12 protein-coding genes are annotated in these 17,580 nt (G+C 65.5%); 4 read left to right on the top strand and 8 right to left on the bottom strand.

Annotated elements, in window-relative coordinates:
* Window positions 1–30: 30 nt before the first annotated feature.
* The 3 genes from ACPUD7_RS10420 to ACPUD7_RS10410 all read right to left on the bottom strand — a co-directional run bounded on the left by ACPUD7_RS10420 (window position 31) and on the right by ACPUD7_RS10410 (window position 4,310).
* A complete protein-coding gene (locus tag ACPUD7_RS10420) occupies window positions 31–819 on the bottom strand; it encodes an HpcH/HpaI aldolase family protein (RefSeq protein ID WP_425119843.1) in 789 nt (262 codons plus the stop codon).
* Window positions 807–2,741 carry a 3D-(3,5/4)-trihydroxycyclohexane-1,2-dione acylhydrolase (decyclizing) gene (iolD, locus tag ACPUD7_RS10415; RefSeq protein WP_425119842.1) on the bottom strand — a complete coding sequence of 645 codons (1,935 nt, stop codon included), beginning with the start codon at window positions 2,739–2,741 and terminating at the stop codon, window positions 807–809. The genes ACPUD7_RS10420 and iolD overlap by 13 nt, the downstream gene beginning before the upstream one ends.
* A 120-nt stretch (window positions 2,742–2,861) precedes the next feature.
* Window positions 2,862–4,310, bottom strand: a complete 1,449-nt coding sequence (locus tag ACPUD7_RS10410; protein WP_425119841.1) for an aldehyde dehydrogenase family protein — start codon at window positions 4,308–4,310, stop codon at window positions 2,862–2,864.
* Between the two features lie 238 nt (window positions 4,311–4,548).
* On the opposite strand from ACPUD7_RS10410, the gene ACPUD7_RS10405 reads away from it, so the two are divergent.
* Window positions 4,549–5,625, top strand: coding sequence for a LacI family DNA-binding transcriptional regulator (locus tag ACPUD7_RS10405; RefSeq protein WP_425119840.1), 1,077 nt, complete (start codon window positions 4,549–4,551; stop codon window positions 5,623–5,625).
* A gap of 59 nt (window positions 5,626–5,684) precedes the next feature.
* Here the strand turns inward: ACPUD7_RS10405 and ACPUD7_RS10400 are convergent, their stop codons facing one another.
* On the bottom strand, window positions 5,685–6,596 hold the full coding sequence (locus ACPUD7_RS10400; protein WP_425119839.1) for a rhodanese-related sulfurtransferase: 912 nt from the start codon (window positions 6,594–6,596) through the stop codon (window positions 5,685–5,687).
* 209 nt (window positions 6,597–6,805) lie between these two features.
* Here ACPUD7_RS10400 and purL point away from each other — a divergent pair, with 209 nt between their 5' ends.
* A complete protein-coding gene (gene purL, locus ACPUD7_RS10395; protein WP_425119838.1) occupies window positions 6,806–9,190 on the top strand; it encodes a phosphoribosylformylglycinamidine synthase subunit PurL in 2,385 nt (794 codons plus the stop codon).
* Between the two features lie 259 nt (window positions 9,191–9,449).
* On the opposite strand, the gene ACPUD7_RS10390 is transcribed toward purL, so the two are convergent.
* Complete coding sequence (locus ACPUD7_RS10390) at window positions 9,450–10,025, bottom strand: hypothetical protein (protein WP_425119837.1); 576 nt, start codon at window positions 10,023–10,025, stop codon at window positions 9,450–9,452.
* Between the two features lie 215 nt (window positions 10,026–10,240).
* Here ACPUD7_RS10390 and ACPUD7_RS10385 point away from each other — a divergent pair, with 215 nt between their 5' ends.
* The gene (locus ACPUD7_RS10385; protein ID WP_135542488.1) at window positions 10,241–11,470 is read left to right on the top strand and encodes a cobalamin-independent methionine synthase II family protein; all 1,230 of its coding nucleotides are present in this window, start codon (window positions 10,241–10,243) and stop codon (window positions 11,468–11,470) included.
* 159 nt (window positions 11,471–11,629) lie between these two features.
* Window positions 11,630–12,163, top strand: a complete 534-nt coding sequence (locus ACPUD7_RS10380; RefSeq protein WP_135542487.1) for a hypothetical protein — start codon at window positions 11,630–11,632, stop codon at window positions 12,161–12,163.
* 13 nt (window positions 12,164–12,176) lie between these two features.
* On the opposite strand, the gene ACPUD7_RS10375 is transcribed toward ACPUD7_RS10380, so the two are convergent.
* The 3 genes from ACPUD7_RS10375 to ACPUD7_RS10365 all read right to left on the bottom strand — a co-directional run bounded on the left by ACPUD7_RS10375 (window position 12,177) and on the right by ACPUD7_RS10365 (window position 17,447).
* Window positions 12,177–13,577 carry a TIGR01777 family oxidoreductase gene (locus ACPUD7_RS10375; RefSeq protein ID WP_135542486.1) on the bottom strand — a complete coding sequence of 467 codons (1,401 nt, stop codon included), beginning with the start codon at window positions 13,575–13,577 and terminating at the stop codon, window positions 12,177–12,179.
* A gap of 130 nt (window positions 13,578–13,707) precedes the next feature.
* Entirely contained in the window at window positions 13,708–15,297 is a 1,590-nt protein-coding gene (gene betC, locus ACPUD7_RS10370; RefSeq protein ID WP_135542485.1) for a choline-sulfatase, read from the bottom strand.
* Entirely contained in the window at window positions 15,294–17,447 is a 2,154-nt protein-coding gene (locus ACPUD7_RS10365; RefSeq protein ID WP_205683403.1) for a BCCT family transporter, read from the bottom strand. Before ACPUD7_RS10365 ends, betC begins: the two co-directional genes overlap by 4 nt.
* Between the last annotated feature and the right edge of the window lie 133 nt (window positions 17,448–17,580).

The following is a 17,580-nucleotide window of genomic DNA, read 5'->3' as shown; positions in this document are numbered from 1 at the left end:
TGGGGCGGTTGGCCCCGATGTTCTGCGGCGTCAGTCGCGCAGGGTGGACACGACCGCGGCAGCGGCGTCAGCCAACAGCGTCGAATCCGAACCGACCGGCAGGAAGGTGAAGCCCTGTTCGGCTCGGGTTGTGGCGACCGCTGAGTCGGCACTGAGGATTCCGGCCGACTTTCCGTGTCTGCGTGCAGCTGCGACGACCGTGTCGAGGGCGTCGCGGAAGACCGGCGCATTGAAGTCGAGCGGCACACCGAGCGCATACGACAGATCCAGGGGCCCGACGAACAGGACGTCGACGGCGTCGAGTGCGGCGATGTCGTCCACCTCGGCGAGGGCGCCTGCTGTCTCGATCTGAACGATCGTCAGCACCTCGTCGTTGCTCGTCTCCAGCCCCGCTTTGTCCATTCCCCAGCGGAGGGAGCGGTTGTAGGTGGCCACTCCCCTGTCTCCGAGCGGTGGGTAGTGCAGGTGCGGAATGATCTCGGCCACCTCGGCGGCGGAGCTCACTCGCGGGAGCATCACTCCGGCGGCACCGGCGTCGAGGGCACGTCCGATCCTGATCCGGTCCGGGATCTCCACCCGCACCAGGGTGGCTGCCCCGTATCCGCCGGCGGCCGCTGCCGCGTCACCGATCGATGCTTCGTCTCCGCCGCCGTGTTCGAGGTCGACGAGGATCCAGTCGAGTCCGGCAGCGGCCAGGACCTCGATGGCCATGGTGGAGCCGAGACCGGCGAAACTGCCGATGGTTGTCTCGCCCGCACGGATCCGTCTGGCCAGCGCGCCCTTGTCCAGCGGGGTCGGCGATGTGTTCACACGTGCCATTTCTGGTCCTCCAGACCCTTTTCGTAATCGGCGCGCAGGCCGGAGACCCATTCCTGTTCGGCGACCTCGGCGGGTGCGACATCCCAGAAGACTCCGGACCCGGGCAGGTCGACCAGCGGGATGGTCGGCACCACGATGGCCACGGGTCCGTGGACGTCGCGGGTGTCGTTGAGCGCTGCCCGGATCTCGTCGACGCTCGTGGCGCGGATGGTCTTGGCGCCGAGGCCCGAGGCGATCTCGCCGAGGTCGACGTGGAGGTAGTCGCCCGAGAGCCGGGCGGTGTCCTCTTCGTCGCGGTAGCGGAAGTCGTTGCCGAACTGCTCTCCGTACTTCATCATCTGCAGGCGGCGGATGACCTGGAAGCCGTGGTTCTCCGAGATCACGTAGGTGATGTCGAGGTGCTCCTGCGCTGCGGTGAGGATCTCGGTCGGGTTCATGAGGAAGGTCCCGTCGCCGATGAAGACCGAGACGCGGCCGGTGCTCTCGGGGTCCGCGAGCCGGACTCCGATGCCGGCGGGGATCTCGTAGCCCATGCAGGAGAAGCCGAACTCGAGGTGGCAGCGACGGTCATCGGTGGCGTCCCATACCTTGAGCAGGTCTCCCGGGGGTCCACCGGCGGCGGCGATGAGTGTGTCGCCCGGCTGTGCATGCTCCTGGAGCAGACCGATGAGCTGTCCCTGGGTGACGGTCGCGTCGGTGTCCGGGATTCCCAGTGCCGCGTGCTCCGGTGCGTGTTTGTCGAAGGCAGTGTCCGGGTCGAGTGCCTGGCTGCGCTGCGGAGCCCATTCGGCCTTCTGCGAGGCGACCTCGGCGGTCCAGTCACCGGGCACCGAGTAGTCGGAGAGCTGCTGGCTCAGGGCTTCGATTCCCAGCTTCGCGTCGGAGAGCATCGCGACGGCTCCCTGCTTGATCGCGTCGAGCTCTGCGATGTTGATCGAGACGAAGCGCACATCGGGGTTCTTGAACATCGTCTGCGATCCGGTGGCGAAGTCGGTCAGTCGTGTGCCGATGCTGACGATGACATCGGCCTGGGCGACGAGGCGGTTGGTCGCGGGGTTGCCCTCGAGTCCGATGCCGCCGAGCACCCAATCGGCGTCGGTGAGTGCTGCGCCCTTGCCGCCGAAGGTTTCGGCGACAGGGATGCCGGTGGACTCGGCGAATGCGGCCAGTGCCTCACGGGCTTCGGAGTAGTGGACACCGCCGCCGGCGATGATCAGGGGCTTCTTCGCCGAGGCGAGGACGGAGACCGCCTGTTCGATGTCGCTGGGCTGCGGAATGGTGCGACGGATCGGCCAATCCCGCTCGCGGAACAGGCTGACGGGGAAGTCGTAGGCGTGGGACTGGATGTCCTGGGGCAGGGAGAGCACGACGGCTCCGGTCTCCGCGGGGTTCGCGAGCACGCGGAAGGCCTTGGGCAGCGCGGTGATCAGCTGCTCGGGGCGGGTGATCCGGTCGAAGAACGCAGAGACGGGACGGAATGAGTCATTGACGGTGAGGTTCGGGTCCTGAGGGTTCTCGAGCTCCTGGAGGACGGGGCCCTGGCGCCTGGTCGCGTAGGTGTCGCCGGGCAGCAGGAACAGCGGAAGGCGGTTGACCGTCGCCAGTGCAGCCGCGGTGACGAGGTTCATCGCTCCGGGACCGATGGAGGCGGTGACCGCGAGCGTCTGCCGCCTGCCGCTGGCCTTGGCCAGAGCACTTCCCGCGTGAGCCAGCGACTGTTCGTTGCGGCCCTGGATGAACGGGAGATCGTCGGCGTACTGCGAGAACGCCTGGCTGAAGCCGGCCACATTGCCGTGGCCGAAGATGCCGGCCGCGGCCGGGATGAACCGCTGACGGTCGTCATCGAGGACCGAGTACTGGCTGCTGAGGAACTTGACGACGGCCTGGGCCACCGTCAGTCGGATGGTCGGTTCGTGACTCATGGGTTCTCCTTCGAACGGATAGGGTGCGCCGTGACCTTCTGTGATCATGGGCGCCGAGGTTGGTGTGTCGGTGTGTGTTCCGCACCGAACGCTGTCTGTGCGCTCTTCTGTCCCGAAGAGTCAGGCCCAGGGGCGGCCGTGGATGACGACGGTCTTCGACTCGGTCATCTCTTCGACGGCGGCCCGCAGACCTTCCTTGCCGATTCCGCTTGCCTTGAGACCCCCGTACGGCATGAGGTCGGCCCTCCACAGCGGAGTCCAGTTGATGTGGATGTTTCCGGCATCGACCTCACGCATGTACTGGACGCCTGCGTCGACGTTGTTCGTGAAGATCCCGGCGGCGAGTCCGTAGTCGGTCGAGTTCGCCAGTTCGATGGCGGTCTTGACGTCGGGGGCGGTGGAGACGGCCACTGCGGGGCCGAAGATCTCGTCCTGCGCGATCGAGGCTTGGGGATCGACGCCGCTGAGGATTGCGGGCTCGATCATCGCGCCGTCGCGGTCGCCTCCGAGTTCGAGGCGTGCTCCGGCGCCGACGGCTTCGCGGATGGCCCCTTCGACACGTTTGGCCTCGGACTCGGTGATGAGGGTTCCGACCGTCGTCGCGTCATCGTCGGGGTTGCCGATCCGGTGTTCCCGGACCTTGGCGCTCAGCGCATCGAGGAAGTCACCCTGAATGTCTTCGTGGACGATGACTCGCTGCACCGAGATGCAGACCTGACCGGCGTTCGTGTACCCGCCGGCGGCAACAGCACTCGCCGCGAGCTCGATATCGGCGTCGGGAAGGACGACGACGGGGGCAGACGACCCCAGTTCCAGGGACAGCTTCTTCACACCGGCGATGGAGGCCAGGTGCTCGCCGACCCCTGTGGACCCGGTGAACGAGATCTTCCGGACGCGCTTGTCTGCGGCAAGGCGATCGCCGATGTCCCCACCGGATCCGGTGAGCACGGAGAGGACGCCCTCGGGCAGTCCGGCATCGATGAAGCATTCGGCCAGCGCCAGCGCCGTCAGCGGAGTGGTGCTTGCAGGCTTGAGGATCACCGAGTTGCCTGCGGCCAGCGCCGGGGCGATCTTGTGGTTGACCAGCAGCGCCGGGTAGTTGAAGGGAGTGATCGCCACGACCACGCCGACCGGCTGGGGCAGCGTGAAGCCGACCTTGTCGAGGCCGGTGCCCGGGTTTGCGTCGAGGGGAAGCGTCTGGCCGTACAGCTGTGTGCCTTCGAACGCCGCCAGGCGGATGATCGAACCGGAGCGGCCGGCTTCTGCGCGGGCTTCGCGCAGAGTCTTGCCGTTCTCGGCCGAGAGCACCTGGGCGATCTGTTCGGTGCGCTCGTCGGCCAGAGCCGCGGCCTTGAGCAGGATCTCGCTGCGTTCGTGGGCCGGAGTCCTGCGCCAGACCTCGGCACCGCGAGAAGCGGATTCGAGGGCGGCTTCGACGTCCGCAGCACCCGCGATCGAAACCTGTCCGACGGTGCGTCCGTCAAACGGCGACACCACGTCTTTCAGCTGACCGCTTCCCTCACGAGAAGCTCGCCAGGTTCCACCGATCAGCAATTCGCTGCGCGTCATTGCGTACTCCAAACTCTTTCGACAATCTTCAAGCCTCATTTTGAACCGGTCCAATTTGAAGTTCATCGTTTTTCGTCCAAATATTTGGACCGGTTCAAAATGAGATCAATGCGAACTTAATGTGACGCCGCCGACATTGTCAAGCACTCTCTGGAAACTCAGGTTGAGATTTCGTGTTCCACGGCCCGGACGGACCCGACCCCGCTCGACTCCCCTGCCCATGTGTGATGATGAGCATATGCCGAATTCCAACAGTGACGGGTCGAGGACCGCGCGGTCGCGGCCGACGATTCGCGATGTTGCTGCGGCTGCCGGGGTGTCGAAGTCACTGGTCTCCCTTGCCTTCAAAGAACCGCAGCGCGTCAGCGAACGCCGCCGCGAGCTGATTCTGCGCTCGGCTCAATCCCTGGGTTATCAGCCGAACTTCCTGGCCCGCTCACTCGCCGCAGACGGATCGCCGTTCGTCGGCATTCTCGTCGTCAATCTCCACAACCCGATCTTCGCCGAGATCGCCGATGCCGTCCGGTCCGAACTCGATGCGCGTGGCGAATACGGCCTGATCACCAGTGCAACGATCGCGAACGATCGGAGTCCGACCGAGCCCTACGGCCGCATCGACTCCCGGGTCATCGCAATGCTGCAGGACCTGCGGCCGAAGGCGCTGATCGTCGTCGGAACGGTCATCGAGCACGAAGCACTGTCCTCGGGCATCCCCACCGTCTACGCCAGTGCTGCTCCGAGTCCGGGCTCCGGCTATTCCTCGGTGCGCATGGACGACGTCAGCGGAATCGCTCTGGTGCTCGATCACCTCCAGGGACTCGGCCATGCACAGATCGCCTTCACCGGCGGGCAGGGCAGCGCGGTCGCGAAATCGAGGGAGACCGCCTACATCGAAGCCATGCGCTCCCGCGGCTTGGTGCCGAGAGTCCAGTCGGCCGGGTTCTCTGAGCACGACGGGTATACGGCCGCTCAGCAGCTTCTGCGATCGAGCACGCCGCCGACCGCCATCGTCTCGGTCAACGACATCTCCGCCATCGGGGTCCTGGCCGCCGCCGACGAGGCAGGAGTGCGCGTACCCGATCAGCTCGCGATCGTCGGATTCGACAACATCTCTCTGTCCGGCCTCGAACGGATCTCCCTGACCTCTGTCGATCCGCAGAACCAGCTGATCGGGCGACTGTCGGCCCAAGCGGTCTTCGACATCCTCGCCGACCCAGAGGCCCCCCGCCGGGAGAACCTCATCACCCCATCGCTTGTGGTTCGGCGATCAACGGTTGCGAAGCCGTCGTCGGGATCGACGTCGCCGTCGGGATGAAGCCTCTGCCGACGGAGAGTGCAGACAGAGTCTGAGGTCGGTTCCGGGCACCGCCCACCTCAGCCGGCGACCGCGTCCGCGCCGATTCCTGCGTCCGCGCACTCGGTGCAGTAGGGCTGCAGTCCCTTGTCCGTGCATTCCTCGCACCGCAGATACTGCTTGCGGCAATCGAGATTCGCACAGTTGACGAACACCGGAGTGTTCGCTTCGCAGTGCACGCAGTGCCCGATCGATTCGACGTTGTCACCGAACTCGACGTGCATGCGCTTGTCGAAGACGTAGAGCGAACCGTCCCAGTAACCGGAGCTGCCGAAGGTCTCGCCGTAGCGGACGATGCCGCCGTCGAGCTGGTAGACCTCTTCGAAACCGCGGTTCTTCATCAGCACCGACAGGACTTCGCAGCGGATTCCGCCGGTGCAGTAGGTGACGACCGGTTTGTCCTTGAGATCGTCGTACTTACCGGATTCGATCTCGGCGATGAAGTCGCGGGTGGTGTCCGTGTCGGGGACGACGGCGTCGCGGAACTTCCCGATCTGCGCTTCCATCGCATTGCGGCCGTCGAAGAAGACGACATCGTCGCCGCGTTCGTCGAGCAGCTTGTGCAGGGCACCGGGTTTGAGATGCTGCCCGCCGCCTCGGACACCATCCTCGGTGACAGTGATTTCGTCAGCGGTGCCGAAGGTGACAAGTTCGTCCCGGACCTTCACACTCAGACGCGGGAAGTCATCGCCCTCACCGTTGGACCACTTGATGTCGGCCTTCTTGAACGGGGCATAGGACTTCGTCGCCCGCACGTACTGCTTGACGTCGAAGATGTCCCCGCCGATTGTGGAGTTGATGCCGTCCTTCGACACGATCACCCGCCCCTTGAGGCCGAGACTCTCGGCAAGGGTGTGCTGCCACAGCTTGACCGCTTCGGGGTCGGCCAGCGGAGTGAAGACATAGAACAGGACGATCTTGGGAGTTGCCATGACTCCCATTCTAAGGCGGCGCAGGCCACCGTCCTCGCCGAGGTGGGATCACCGGAACGATCCCCTCCGCGTCGCCGCGGCGGGCCGCCGGAGTCATCACTGCGACCTCGCCGAGGCGACCCAACGTGGACTCGCTTCACGGCCCTGGTCGGGACACGGCTAAGATTGGCCGTGAGTGCCGTGTCGTATGAAAGGGCCCCGAAGAGGACATGACGTCAAACCTCAGCTCTGCGGATTCCACGCAGGTCGATTCCCCGCAGAATGCTTCGAAGAAGGTCAAGGAGACGGTCGAGTTCGCTGCGGCGAATCCCGACGTCGAACAGCCTTTCGCCGATCTCGGTCTCACGGCCGACGAATACGAGCAGATCAAGACGATCCTCGGACGTCGCCCCACCTCGGCGGAGCTGGCCATGTACTCGGTGATGTGGTCCGAGCACTGCTCGTACAAGTCCTCGAAGGTCCACTTGTCGAAGTTCGGTGACAAGGTCACCGAGGACATGAAGAAGCACCTGCTCGTGGGCATCGGCGAGAACGCCGGGGTCGTCGACATCGGCGACGGCTGGGCCGTGACCTTCAAGGTCGAATCCCACAACCACCCCAGCTATGTCGAGCCCCACCAGGGCGCGGCCACAGGTGTCGGCGGCATCGTCCGCGACATCATCTCCATGGGTGCCCGCCCGGTCGCCGTGATGGATCAGCTGCGCTTCGGTGCCATCGATCACCCCGACACCGCCCGCGTCGTCCACGGTGTGGTCGCCGGCATCAGCAACTACGGCAACTCCCTCGGGCTGCCGAACATCGGCGGAGAAACCGTCTTCGACTCCGTCTACCAGGCGAACCCGTTGGTCAACGCTCTGGCCGTGGGTGTCATGCGGCATGAGGACATCCGCCTGGCCAATGCGTCGGGACTCGGCAACAAGGTCGTGCTCTTCGGTGCGCGCACCGGTGGCGACGGCATCGGCGGTGCCTCGATCCTCGCTTCGGAGTCCTTCGACGACACGAAGCCCTCGAAGCGCCCGGCCGTGCAGGTCGGTGACCCCTTCGCGGAGAAGGTGCTCATCGAATGCTGCCTCGAACTCTTCCGCGCCGGCGTCGTCGAAGGCATTCAGGACCTCGGCGCTGCCGGCATCTCCTGCGCCACCTCGGAGCTGGCGTCCAACGGTGACGGCGGAATGCACATCGCGCTCGACGATGTGCTGCTGCGCGATGAGACCCTCACACCTGAGGAGATCCTCATGTCGGAGTCGCAGGAGCGGATGATGGCCGTCGTCCGTCCCGACCGCCTCGAGGAGTTCCTCGCCATCGTCGGCAAGTTGGAGGTCGAGACCTCCGTGCTCGGCGAGGTCACCGCCTCCGACCGTCTCGTCATCGAATGGCACGGCGACGTCATCGTCGATGTGCCTCCGCGCTCGGTCGCCCACGACGGCCCCGTCTACAACCGTCCGTTCACTCAGCCGTCATGGACCGCCGAGGTGGCTGCGAACACCGTCGACAACGCCGGGCTGAAGAAGCCGGAGACCGACGAGGAGCTGCGCTCGACCGTGCTCGAGCTCGCGGGTTCGCCGAACCTCGCTTCGAAGTCATGGATCACATCGCAGTACGACAAGTACGTCCAGGGCAATACTGCGCTGGCCTACCCGGATGATGCCGGTGTCGTCCGCGTCGATGAGGAGACCGGACTCGGTGTGGCCATCGCCACCGACGCCAACGGTCGCTACAGCTTCCTCGACCCGGCGCGCGGTGCCCAGCTGGCCCTGGCCGAGGCCTACCGCAACGTCTCGACTTCCGGTGCCATCCCCCGTGCGGTCACCGACTGCCTGAATTTCGGATCCCCGGAGGACCCGGAGATCATGTGGCAGTTCGCGCAGTCCGTCGAGGCACTGGCCGATGCCTGCCAGGACATGAGCATCCCCGTCACCGGAGGAAATGTCTCCCTCTACAACCAGACCGGCGGTGTGGCCATCCACCCGACCCCGGTCGTCGGTGTGCTCGGCGTCTTCGACGACGTCACCCGCGCCACCCCCAGCGGGTGGAAGGAACCGGGCCAGACCATCTACCTGCTCGGCACCACCGAGGATGAGCTCGACGGATCGGCGTGGGCCGACGTCACGGCCGGCCACCTCGGCGGAGTCCCTCCGCAGTACAAGCCGGAGGCGGAGAAGGAGCTCAGCGAGATCCTCATCAACTGCTCGCGCGACGGCATGATCGATGCCGCGCACGATCTGTCGCAGGGTGGCCTGTCGCAGGCGCTCGTCGAGTCCAGCCTGCGCTGCGGCACGGGTGCCCGGATCTGGCTCGACGAAGTCTGCGAACGTGACGGCGTCGACGTGTTCACCGCACTGTTCTCCGAGTCCTCGGCACGTGCGATCGTCGCCGTCCCGCGCTCGGAGGAGGTCCGGTTCAAGGACATGTGCACCGCCCGCCGGTTCCCGTTCGTGCGCATCGGCATGACCGATGCCGGCGACCCGGAGCCGAGCCTCGACATCGTCGACCACTTCTCGATCGGCCTCGACGAGCTCGGTCGCGTGTACGAAGGCACTCTGCGCAATCGCTTCGGCGGAAGCGTCGCGGCGGTGACCGAAACCGCGGTCTGAGAAGCGCCGTGTAGTCGCGACAAGCGCCGTTTAATCCACGGAGTCGGGCCACCACGGCCCTGTCGCTCATCGAGAGGACCACTTCGCTTCGAGAGTGCCAGTTGCAACTGGTCCGCTCGAAGCGAAGTGGTCCTCTCGGCGTTTGGCGGGCGCGGGTGGCGCGAGGTCGGCGGGCGCCAGGGACCGTGGCACGAGCCTGCGCTCCGTCGCGGATGCTCGTGATCCGACGAGGCCGTCGGCTCGTAAACGGCCGGTGACGCTATTCCTCTCTCGGGGTCGGACGATCAGGTGAGTCCTGTGTCGGGTGATCAGGCGAGTCCTGCTTCCGACCTCGACCCCAGCGCTTGCGGATCGGGCCGACGAGCGCCCACATCACTGCAGTCGAAACGGCCACGACGATCCAGTAGATCAGCCAGAAGGAGTCGGCCCAACCGGCGAGGGCTATGCCGATCGCCAAGAGGACCACAGTGATGCCCGACGCGATGAGACAGCGACACAGATAGGCCAGATCCATGCGTATCGGCACTGGAGGCAGCTGCTCCTCGGACAGACCTGTGTGCCTGCGTGCGAACCGCCTGTCGAAGCGAGCGATGATCTCGGGGCCGAAGACGATCGAGAACCCGACGTAGAACGCAGCCAGTCCATGACTGAAGTCCGAGCGTGCACCGCCGGCCAGATCGACATAGGTCAGCGCGATGATCGCGAGGTCGACGACAGGCGTGGCGAGGAGCAGCCCGGCCGAGGTCACCCTCCAGCCGAGCAGGTACCGTGACGAGACTCCGGCGAGCAGCAGGACCCAGAACAGGACCTCGCCGCCGAGGATGTAGCCGACCACAGCGCCCCTCTCCTTCTGCTCGGCTGCCCTTTCTCACCGATTCCAAACGTGGAGGACCATCAGTCTTTGCTATTCGACCGTACCAAGATGGAAGTGGCGGCGACCGGCACGTGACCCAACATGACGGCGCCCATGCATGCGTCACCACTGATGTGATTGTCTGAAACGGAACGATACGGCTGATATGCCACCGCACAACCTGAGGAGAGTCACCCATGGCCACGATCCGCACTTCGCACGCCGGATCCTTACCCCGCACCCCTGAGCTCATCGAGGCCAACAAGGTCAAGCACGCTCAGACCGCAGCCCGCCTCGGCGGCGAGACGGTCTCCGACACCGAGGCCCAGGAGTTCGACGAACTCCTCGCCGCCAGCGTCGTTGATCTCGTCAAGCGCCAGAAGGATCTGGGCATCACCCTGCCCAATGACGGCGAATACGGTCACGCAATGGCCTCCGACCTCGACTACGGCGCCTGGTGGCACTATTCCTTCGCCCGCACCGGCGGACTCGAACTCCACGACCGCAACATCTTCGAAGAGCCGGCCAACCGTTCGACTCCCGGCAACATCGTGCTCACGAGCTTCTCCGATCGGCGCGATCGCAACCTCTTCCCGAACGTCTACGCGGACGCCAACGCCGGCACCGACACCGGAGCACAGCCGCAGTTCCCCAAGGCGACGGGACCCATCAGCTACATCGGCCAGAAGGCCGTCGCTCAGGACATCGCGAATCTCAAGGCCGGCCTCGCCGCCGTAGGCTACGACGAGCGCGACGGCTACATCAACGCGCTCTCCCCCGGCTCGGCCTCACGCGTGGCCAACGAGTACTACAAGACCGATGAGGAATTCATCTGGGCCTGGGCCGATGTTCTGCGCGAGGAGTACCTCGCCATCACCGAGGCGGGCCTGACCGTCCAGATCGACGACCCCTCACTGGCGGAGAACTTCGACCAGATCAACCCCGAACCGTCCTTCCACGACTACCGGGCGTTCATCCAGGTCCGCATCGACGCCCTCAACCACGCCCTGCGCGGCATCGATCCGGCCCAGGTCCGCATCCACACCTGCTGGGGCTCCTGGCACGGACCGCATGTCACGGACCTGCCGTTCGCCGAGATCGTCGATCAGGTGCTGTCGATCAACGCCGCCGGCATCACCTTCGAGGCGGCCAACGTCCGCCACGAGCACGAGTGGAAGATCTGGGAGGAGACGAAGCTGCCCGAGGGCAAGTACATCATCCCCGGCATCGTCTCCCATGCGACGAACGTCGTCGAGCACCCCGAGCTCGTCGCCGAGCGCATCGGCCGCTTCGCCAAGCTCGTCGGGCCGGAGAACGTCGTGGCCTCGACCGACTGCGGTCTCGGTGGACGCATCCACCCGGAGATCGCGGTTGCGAAGCTGCAGTCCCTGACCGAAGGCGCGCAGATCGCTTCGCAGCGCTTCTGATCCGCGTGCGTCCGGTCCCCTCCGCCGATCCTTTTCGAACGGCGGAGGGGATCGCCGCATTCACCCGCGGCTCATTCGGCACCCGCCGAGGCGACCCCAACGGCCACACCCAGGCAACGCCACCGGGGCAGCACCGACGCGACTCGATAGGCTCGAACAATGACACCGCCACATCATCGATCGGAGTCCGACCCCAGAGCGTTCGGATTCGCAGCCGTGATGCTCTGCGTCCTCCTCGCCACGATCTTCGTCTTCGCACCGAATACCGTCCCCGGTCATATCGGCTCGAACGGAACCATCGGATCCTGGTCGTCGAAGGCCCTGGTGCTCACCGCGGTCATTCCCGTCTCCCTGCTCATCTCGGTCGGCTTCATGATCCGGCCGCTATGGGAGTCCCTGCCTCTGTCTCTTGTGCAGATGCCCTTCGTCTTCTTCAAGTCGTTCTGGATCGCCGAAGGACGCACGGACTATGTCTATGCCAGGATGCTCGAGTTCCTGCGGATCCTCTCCGGCCTGTGCAGCGGCTTCTTCACGGCACTGCTGTGGATGGATCTCTGGGCAGCGGCAGGTCTGCCGGTGCCCGCTCATCTGCAGCAGTTCGTCTTCGTCTCTCTCGCGGCTGCGCTCATCGCCGCCGTCGTGCGCAACTACCGCAGCCTGCATCCCTCTCAGTGGACGCCCGAGTCGGACTGAGACTCTCGGCGGCTCAGGCTCCGGTTCCGAGCTCCTCCTCGAGGCAGTCGGCCAGCGTCGGCTGCGCGAACTGGTATCCGGTCTCCTGCAGACGTTCGGGCACCACCTTCTGATCGGCCAGCGCGAGTTCCTTGGCCCCATCGCGACCGAGGACCAGCTCGGTGACGAAGCCCGGGGTGGGCACACGGGCCGGGCGGTGGAGATGAGCGGCGAGTGCCTCCGCGAACTCCGCCTGAGTGACGAGGTCCGGTGCCACAGCATTGACCGGCCCCCGCACATAGTCGTAGAGAACAGCGTGGACGTAGGCTCGGGCCACATCATCGAGCGAGATCCACGCCAGGGCCTGTTCGCCGCTGCCCAGTTTTCCGCCCGCACCGGCGAGATACAGCGGGGCCTGGATCTTCAGCAGCCCGCCGAGGGTGGACAGCACGACCCCGGTGCGGATCGACACCCATCTCACGCCGGCTTCCTCGACGCGTGCGGCCTCGGACTCCCACTCCTGGCACACCTCGGCGAGGAATCCCTGGCCGGCCGGAGCCGATTCGTCCACGGGTTCGTCGGAGTCCGATCCGTAGTATCCGACCGCCGAGGCGCAGACGAAGACCTCCGGACGCTTGGCCTCGGGCAGGCTGAGCATGGTTTCGACCAGCAGCCGCGTCGAATCGATCCGTGAGGACCGGATCTCCTGCTTCGCGCTCTTCGTGAAGCGGGTGGCGATGGATTTCCCGCCGAGGTGGACGACCGCATCCGCCCACGCCAGGTCGCGGGGGTTGATGATGCCGAGGTCCGGATTCCAATGCACTTCGTAGGGCAGCGTCGGTGTCCGCCGTACGAGGAGACGCACGAAGTGACCGGCCGTGGAGAACAGTGCGGCCACCTGGCGGCCGATCATCCCGCTGCTGCCGGCGATGAGGATCCGCTTGCCCTTCTTCCGCGTCAGCAGGGGTGCGTTCGTGCTCTCCATGAATGAGATGTCCATGAGCATGCGTCGGTGCCGGGCCGCGAATGTCGCCTCGAGGTTGCGGATGAGAGTGCGATCGATGGCGTCGAACCCCTGCGGTGCCATGGAGAACTCGACCTGATCGTCGATCTTCGTCCCTCCGGCGACCGAGGTGAACTCATGGGTGTGCTTCCACTGGCTCAGCGGGCCCTTCTTGAGCTCGTCGACGAAGGAGAACCTCGACGGCCCCTCCGAGTGCACCGAGCTGAAGGGACGGCGGACCAGGCCGTAGCTGCCCGGAACGCTCGTTCGCACCTGTGCGACGGAGCCCGGCGAGATCGGAGGGTAGCTCTCCTCGACGATCTCCTGCGCCCAGTGCGGCGACAGCCGGGTCAGCGCTCCCGGCTGGGCGTGCCAGAGATAGGTCGTCTCCGCCGACAGCGGAACTTCAGATGTCCACTCGAACTTCGTCATGACGTCCCTCCTGCTTGAGATGATGCCACTCGATCCTGAGAGTGTGAGGCACAACTCGCCCAAGTGAAGATGAATTGTCACCGGCCGGTGGGCGATGCGCCCACCGGCCGGTGACAATGCCTGTCGTCGCTCAGCTTTCGACGGCGGGGATCTTTCCGAATCGGAACGCCGACCAGAAATCGCCGCGGACGTAGCCGTGGTTGGGTTCCGGGTCGAAGTCCCAGTGCCTCACCGTTCCGACCTTGAGCGCATCGGCAACGAGCTGCCGGCTCGACTGGCTCCCGAGCACGTGCTCCTCGAGGTGGTCGAGGTCGTAGCGGGACTCGAGCTCCTCCCGCATCGCCTGCAGCGTCTGCGCATAGGCGGGGTCCTCGGCCCGGTTGACCAGCTCATCCGGGTCGGCGGCGAGGTCGAAGAGCAGAGCCGGATCGCCCGGGCAGAGCGTGAGCTTGCAGTCTCCGCGCACAAGCGTGACCTGCGGGCGGTAGGTGCCTTCGGCGAAGTATTCGACGACGACATCCCGGTCCTCGGGTCCGAGTTCTCCCGTGGCCTCCCGCCGAGCCGACTCCAGCAGGGACGTACCCACCAGCCCTTCATCGATCGCCGAGGCGGCCCCGGCCGGCGCGTCAGCCCCACCGTCCGCAGAGGCCGCATCGCTGCCGGTGCGGGCGATCTCGAGCAGAGTGGGCGCGAGGTCGACGAGGCTGACGGGGTTGGCGTAGCGGCCGGGAGTGACCACCTCGGCGGGGCCGTTGATGATGATCGGCACCCGGGAGGACTGCTCGTAGGGCGACATCTTGAACCACAGTCCCTTCTCCCCCAGCATGTCACCGTGGTCGCTGGTGACGATGATGACCGTGTTCTTCGCCAGGTCGAGCTCTTCGAGCCGCTTCCTGATCGCCCCGACATGGTCGTCGATGTAGTTCACCGCCGCATAGTAGGCTCGGCGGGCTCGCCGCACGTCCTCGATGCCGGGCTCGCGCTGGTCGAAACCGCACATCGTGCGCAGCCGGTGGCTGTGCGGGTCCTCGGCCGCATCGGGAACCTCGGGGTGGGCGGGGTCCGGGATGTCCACCTCGGCGAAGCGGTCCCAGTTGGCCTTCGGCGGTTCGTACGGATCGTGCGGGTGGATGAACGAGGTGACCATGAGGAACGGCTGGTCGGATCCGGCCGCCTGATTCGCGCGTTTGCGGTCGTTGAGGTGCCGCAGGGTCTTGAAGATCACCTCATCGTCGAAGTCCTGCTGGACGTTCGCACTCGCCGCTCCGGCGGTGAACACGGGTTCGGCTTCGTGGTACCACTGGAGCTTCTCCTCCAACGGCCGCTGCCAGTCCGGAACCATGTCGAGATCGGCCGGGTAGACATCGGTGGTCAGGCGCTGCTCGAACCCGTGGTGCTGATCAGGCCCGATGAAATGCATGCGCCCGATGAGCGCCGTGTGATAGCCGAGCTTGCGCAGCCGGTGGGCGAAGGTCGGCACCGAGGCGGCGAAGTCATCGCCGTTGTCGAGGCAGTCGACGTCCGAGGGCATCCGTCCGGTCATCATCGATGCCCGCGACGGCGCACACAGGGGCGTATTGCAGTACGCCCGATCGAAAACCGCCCCATCGGCGGCCAGAGCATCCATGTTCGGTGTCAGCGCGGCCTGATCGCCGTAAGCGCCCAAGGCCTGCGCGGCCATCTGATCGGCCTGGATGACGATGATGTTCGGGGTGGTCATGAGCGGTCCTCTCGGTGATCGGTGGTGGAGTCGGAATCGGTCGCCGAGGCAGCTCCGGACCCGGCGAGTTCCTCAGCCTCGGTGTCGGTGGGGTCATCATCGGCTGCCGCGGATCCGTCCGGATCACCGGATTCGGTATCGGCGGTCCAGCCGTCGGCCCATTCCCCGGTTTCGTAGTCGAAGCCGACCGGATCGCCGTTCTCGTCCGTGCGCTGGTACCAGCCGGTGTAGTCCTCGTGTTCGGAGTCGATGCCGCAGTTCGCGCCGTCACCGGGTTCGGTGGGAACGACCTGGAGGGCGAAGTCGTCGCCATAGGCGTCGGCACCGGCGACCACGGCATTGTCGACGGCGTTGAGCGCGTACTGCCGGCGCAGAGCCAGCGGGTCCGTGCGCAGCTCCTTGAACCACGCGACGATGATGAAGAGCATGACGATCGCAAACGGCACGGCCGTGACGATGACGAGCTGCTGGAGCCCTTCGAGCGCGCTGGCGTCGCCGAGGAGGAGCATGACCACGGCGATGCCGGACATGACCAGACCCCAGAACACGACGACCCACTTCTTCGGCTCCTGATCACCGCGGCTGGTGAGCATGCCCATGACCACCGAGGCGGAGTCCGCGGAGGTGATGAAGAAGATCGCGAGGACGACGATGACGACGAACGGCAGCCATTCGACGTAGGGCAGATTGTCGATGAGGGTGAAGAACACCTCGGGGGCTTCCATGCTGTCGTTGAAGCCCGCGGCTCCGGAACGGTACATCGAGATCGAGGTTCCGCCCATGATGCCGTAGGCGACGAAGAGCAGAGTCGAGGGGATGAAGATCGTCCCGAGGATGAACTGACGGATGGAGCGACCGCGGGAGATGCGGGCGATGAAGGTACCGACGAACGGCGACCAGGAGATCCACCAGGCCCAGTAGTACACGGTCCACAGCGACTGGAATTCCTGAGTCTCATCGCCCCAGGACAGAGACCGGCCCATCATGTCGAACATCGAGCCGAGGTATTCCATGAACGCCGACGGCAGCAGGTTGAACAGGAACAGAGTCGGTCCGAGGAACAGGACCAGAGCGACGATGCCGACGGTGAGCACGATGTTGATCGACGACAGGTAGCGGATTCCCCGGGAGACGCCGGAGACGGCCGAGATGATGAATCCGCAGGTGAGGACGAGAATGATGATGACGAGCATATTGTTCGTCATCGGTCCCGCTCCGGAGACGATGCTGACTCCGGTGCCGATCTGCATGGCCGCGATGCCCAGGGCCGCGGCGGTGCCGAAGAGCGTGGCGACGATGGCGAAGATGTCGACGAGCTTGCCGGCGAAGCCCTCGGTCTGGCGCTTGCCGAAGAGGGTGACGAAGATCGAGGACAGCAGCAGGGAGCGTCCGCGACGGTAGGCGGCGTAGGCGATGGCACCGCCGACGAGGGCATACATCGCCCAGGCGTGGAAGCCCCAGTGGAAGTAGGTCTGGGCCATCGCACCGTGAAGCGCTTCGGTGGTCTCCGGATCGTTCGTCAGCGGAGGCGGGGCGATGAAGTAGGTCAGCGGCTCGGAGGGCCCGAAGAAGAGCACACCGATGCCGATGCCGGCGGCGAAGAGCATCGCGACCCAGGAGAAGGTGCTGAACTCGGATTTCTCTCCGTCCTTGCCCAAGGGGATCTTGCCGTAGGGCGAGAACGCGAGGATGAGCAGAGACACGAGCACGATGATGGCGACGAGGTTGAACAGCCAACCGACGTGCAGAGTCGCCCAGTCATAGGCCGTCTGGGCGACACCGGCGACGCTGCTGGGGCTTGCGATGCCCCAGATGACGAATGCGACGGTCAGCGACCCGGCGATCGCGAAGATGATCTTGTCGAGGAAGTAGTGACGACGCTGCTCGTCGATGGCGATGCCGGGCACGAGGATGGGGTGGGTGTCGTGCGGGTAGTTGGCGCCCGCCTCGCTGGCACCGGCCTTGCGAGGGTCGGGGCGGCTGTAGTCGAGCTTGCCGAGGCCTCGTCCGGTCTCTCGGCTGACCCGTCCCGCTTCAGCACCGACGCGCTTCGCGTCGGCCTTCAGCCGTTCTCGCGGCGGGCGGCGGGTGGACGTGGTGGATTGGTCCGATTCCGTCCGGTCGGGATTCGTTTCGAAATCGTCTGCCATGTGTCGGTTCACTTTCATTCGGCGGTCAGGACAACTGTTCGTCGAACGGCGACAGGCCCAGCAGACATACCCGCTATCGCCCGATGAGCTCGGCGGCTCATCAGGTCAGAGATTTTCAGGATTCGAGATCGAC

Origin of the sequence: Brevibacterium sp. FAM 24630 (genome assembly GCF_049804075.1) — a bacterium.
GTDB lineage: Bacteria > Actinomycetota > Actinomycetes > Actinomycetales > Brevibacteriaceae > Brevibacterium.
The sequence above is the reverse complement of the archived record's forward strand: the minus strand, read 5'-3'. Positions and strand labels throughout refer to the sequence as shown.

Coding starts and splice junctions, on each gene's coding strand:
- ACPUD7_RS10420 (WP_425119843.1), bottom strand. CDS start 819: ATGGCACGTGTGAACACATCGCCGACCCCGCTGGACAAGGGCGCGCTG.
- iolD (WP_425119842.1), bottom strand. CDS start 2,741: ATGAGTCACGAACCGACCATCCGACTGACGGTGGCCCAGGCCGTCGTC.
- ACPUD7_RS10410 (WP_425119841.1), bottom strand. CDS start 4,310: ATGACGCGCAGCGAATTGCTGATCGGTGGAACCTGGCGAGCTTCTCGT.
- ACPUD7_RS10405 (WP_425119840.1), top strand. CDS start 4,549: ATGCCGAATTCCAACAGTGACGGGTCGAGGACCGCGCGGTCGCGGCCG.
- ACPUD7_RS10400 (WP_425119839.1), bottom strand. CDS start 6,596: ATGGCAACTCCCAAGATCGTCCTGTTCTATGTCTTCACTCCGCTGGCC.
- purL (WP_425119838.1), top strand. CDS start 6,806: ATGACGTCAAACCTCAGCTCTGCGGATTCCACGCAGGTCGATTCCCCG.
- ACPUD7_RS10385 (WP_135542488.1), top strand. CDS start 10,241: ATGGCCACGATCCGCACTTCGCACGCCGGATCCTTACCCCGCACCCCT.
- ACPUD7_RS10380 (WP_135542487.1), top strand. CDS start 11,630: ATGACACCGCCACATCATCGATCGGAGTCCGACCCCAGAGCGTTCGGA.
- ACPUD7_RS10375 (WP_135542486.1), bottom strand. CDS start 13,577: ATGACGAAGTTCGAGTGGACATCTGAAGTTCCGCTGTCGGCGGAGACG.
- betC (WP_135542485.1), bottom strand. CDS start 15,297: ATGACCACCCCGAACATCATCGTCATCCAGGCCGATCAGATGGCCGCG.
- ACPUD7_RS10365 (WP_205683403.1), bottom strand. CDS start 17,447: ATGGCAGACGATTTCGAAACGAATCCCGACCGGACGGAATCGGACCAA.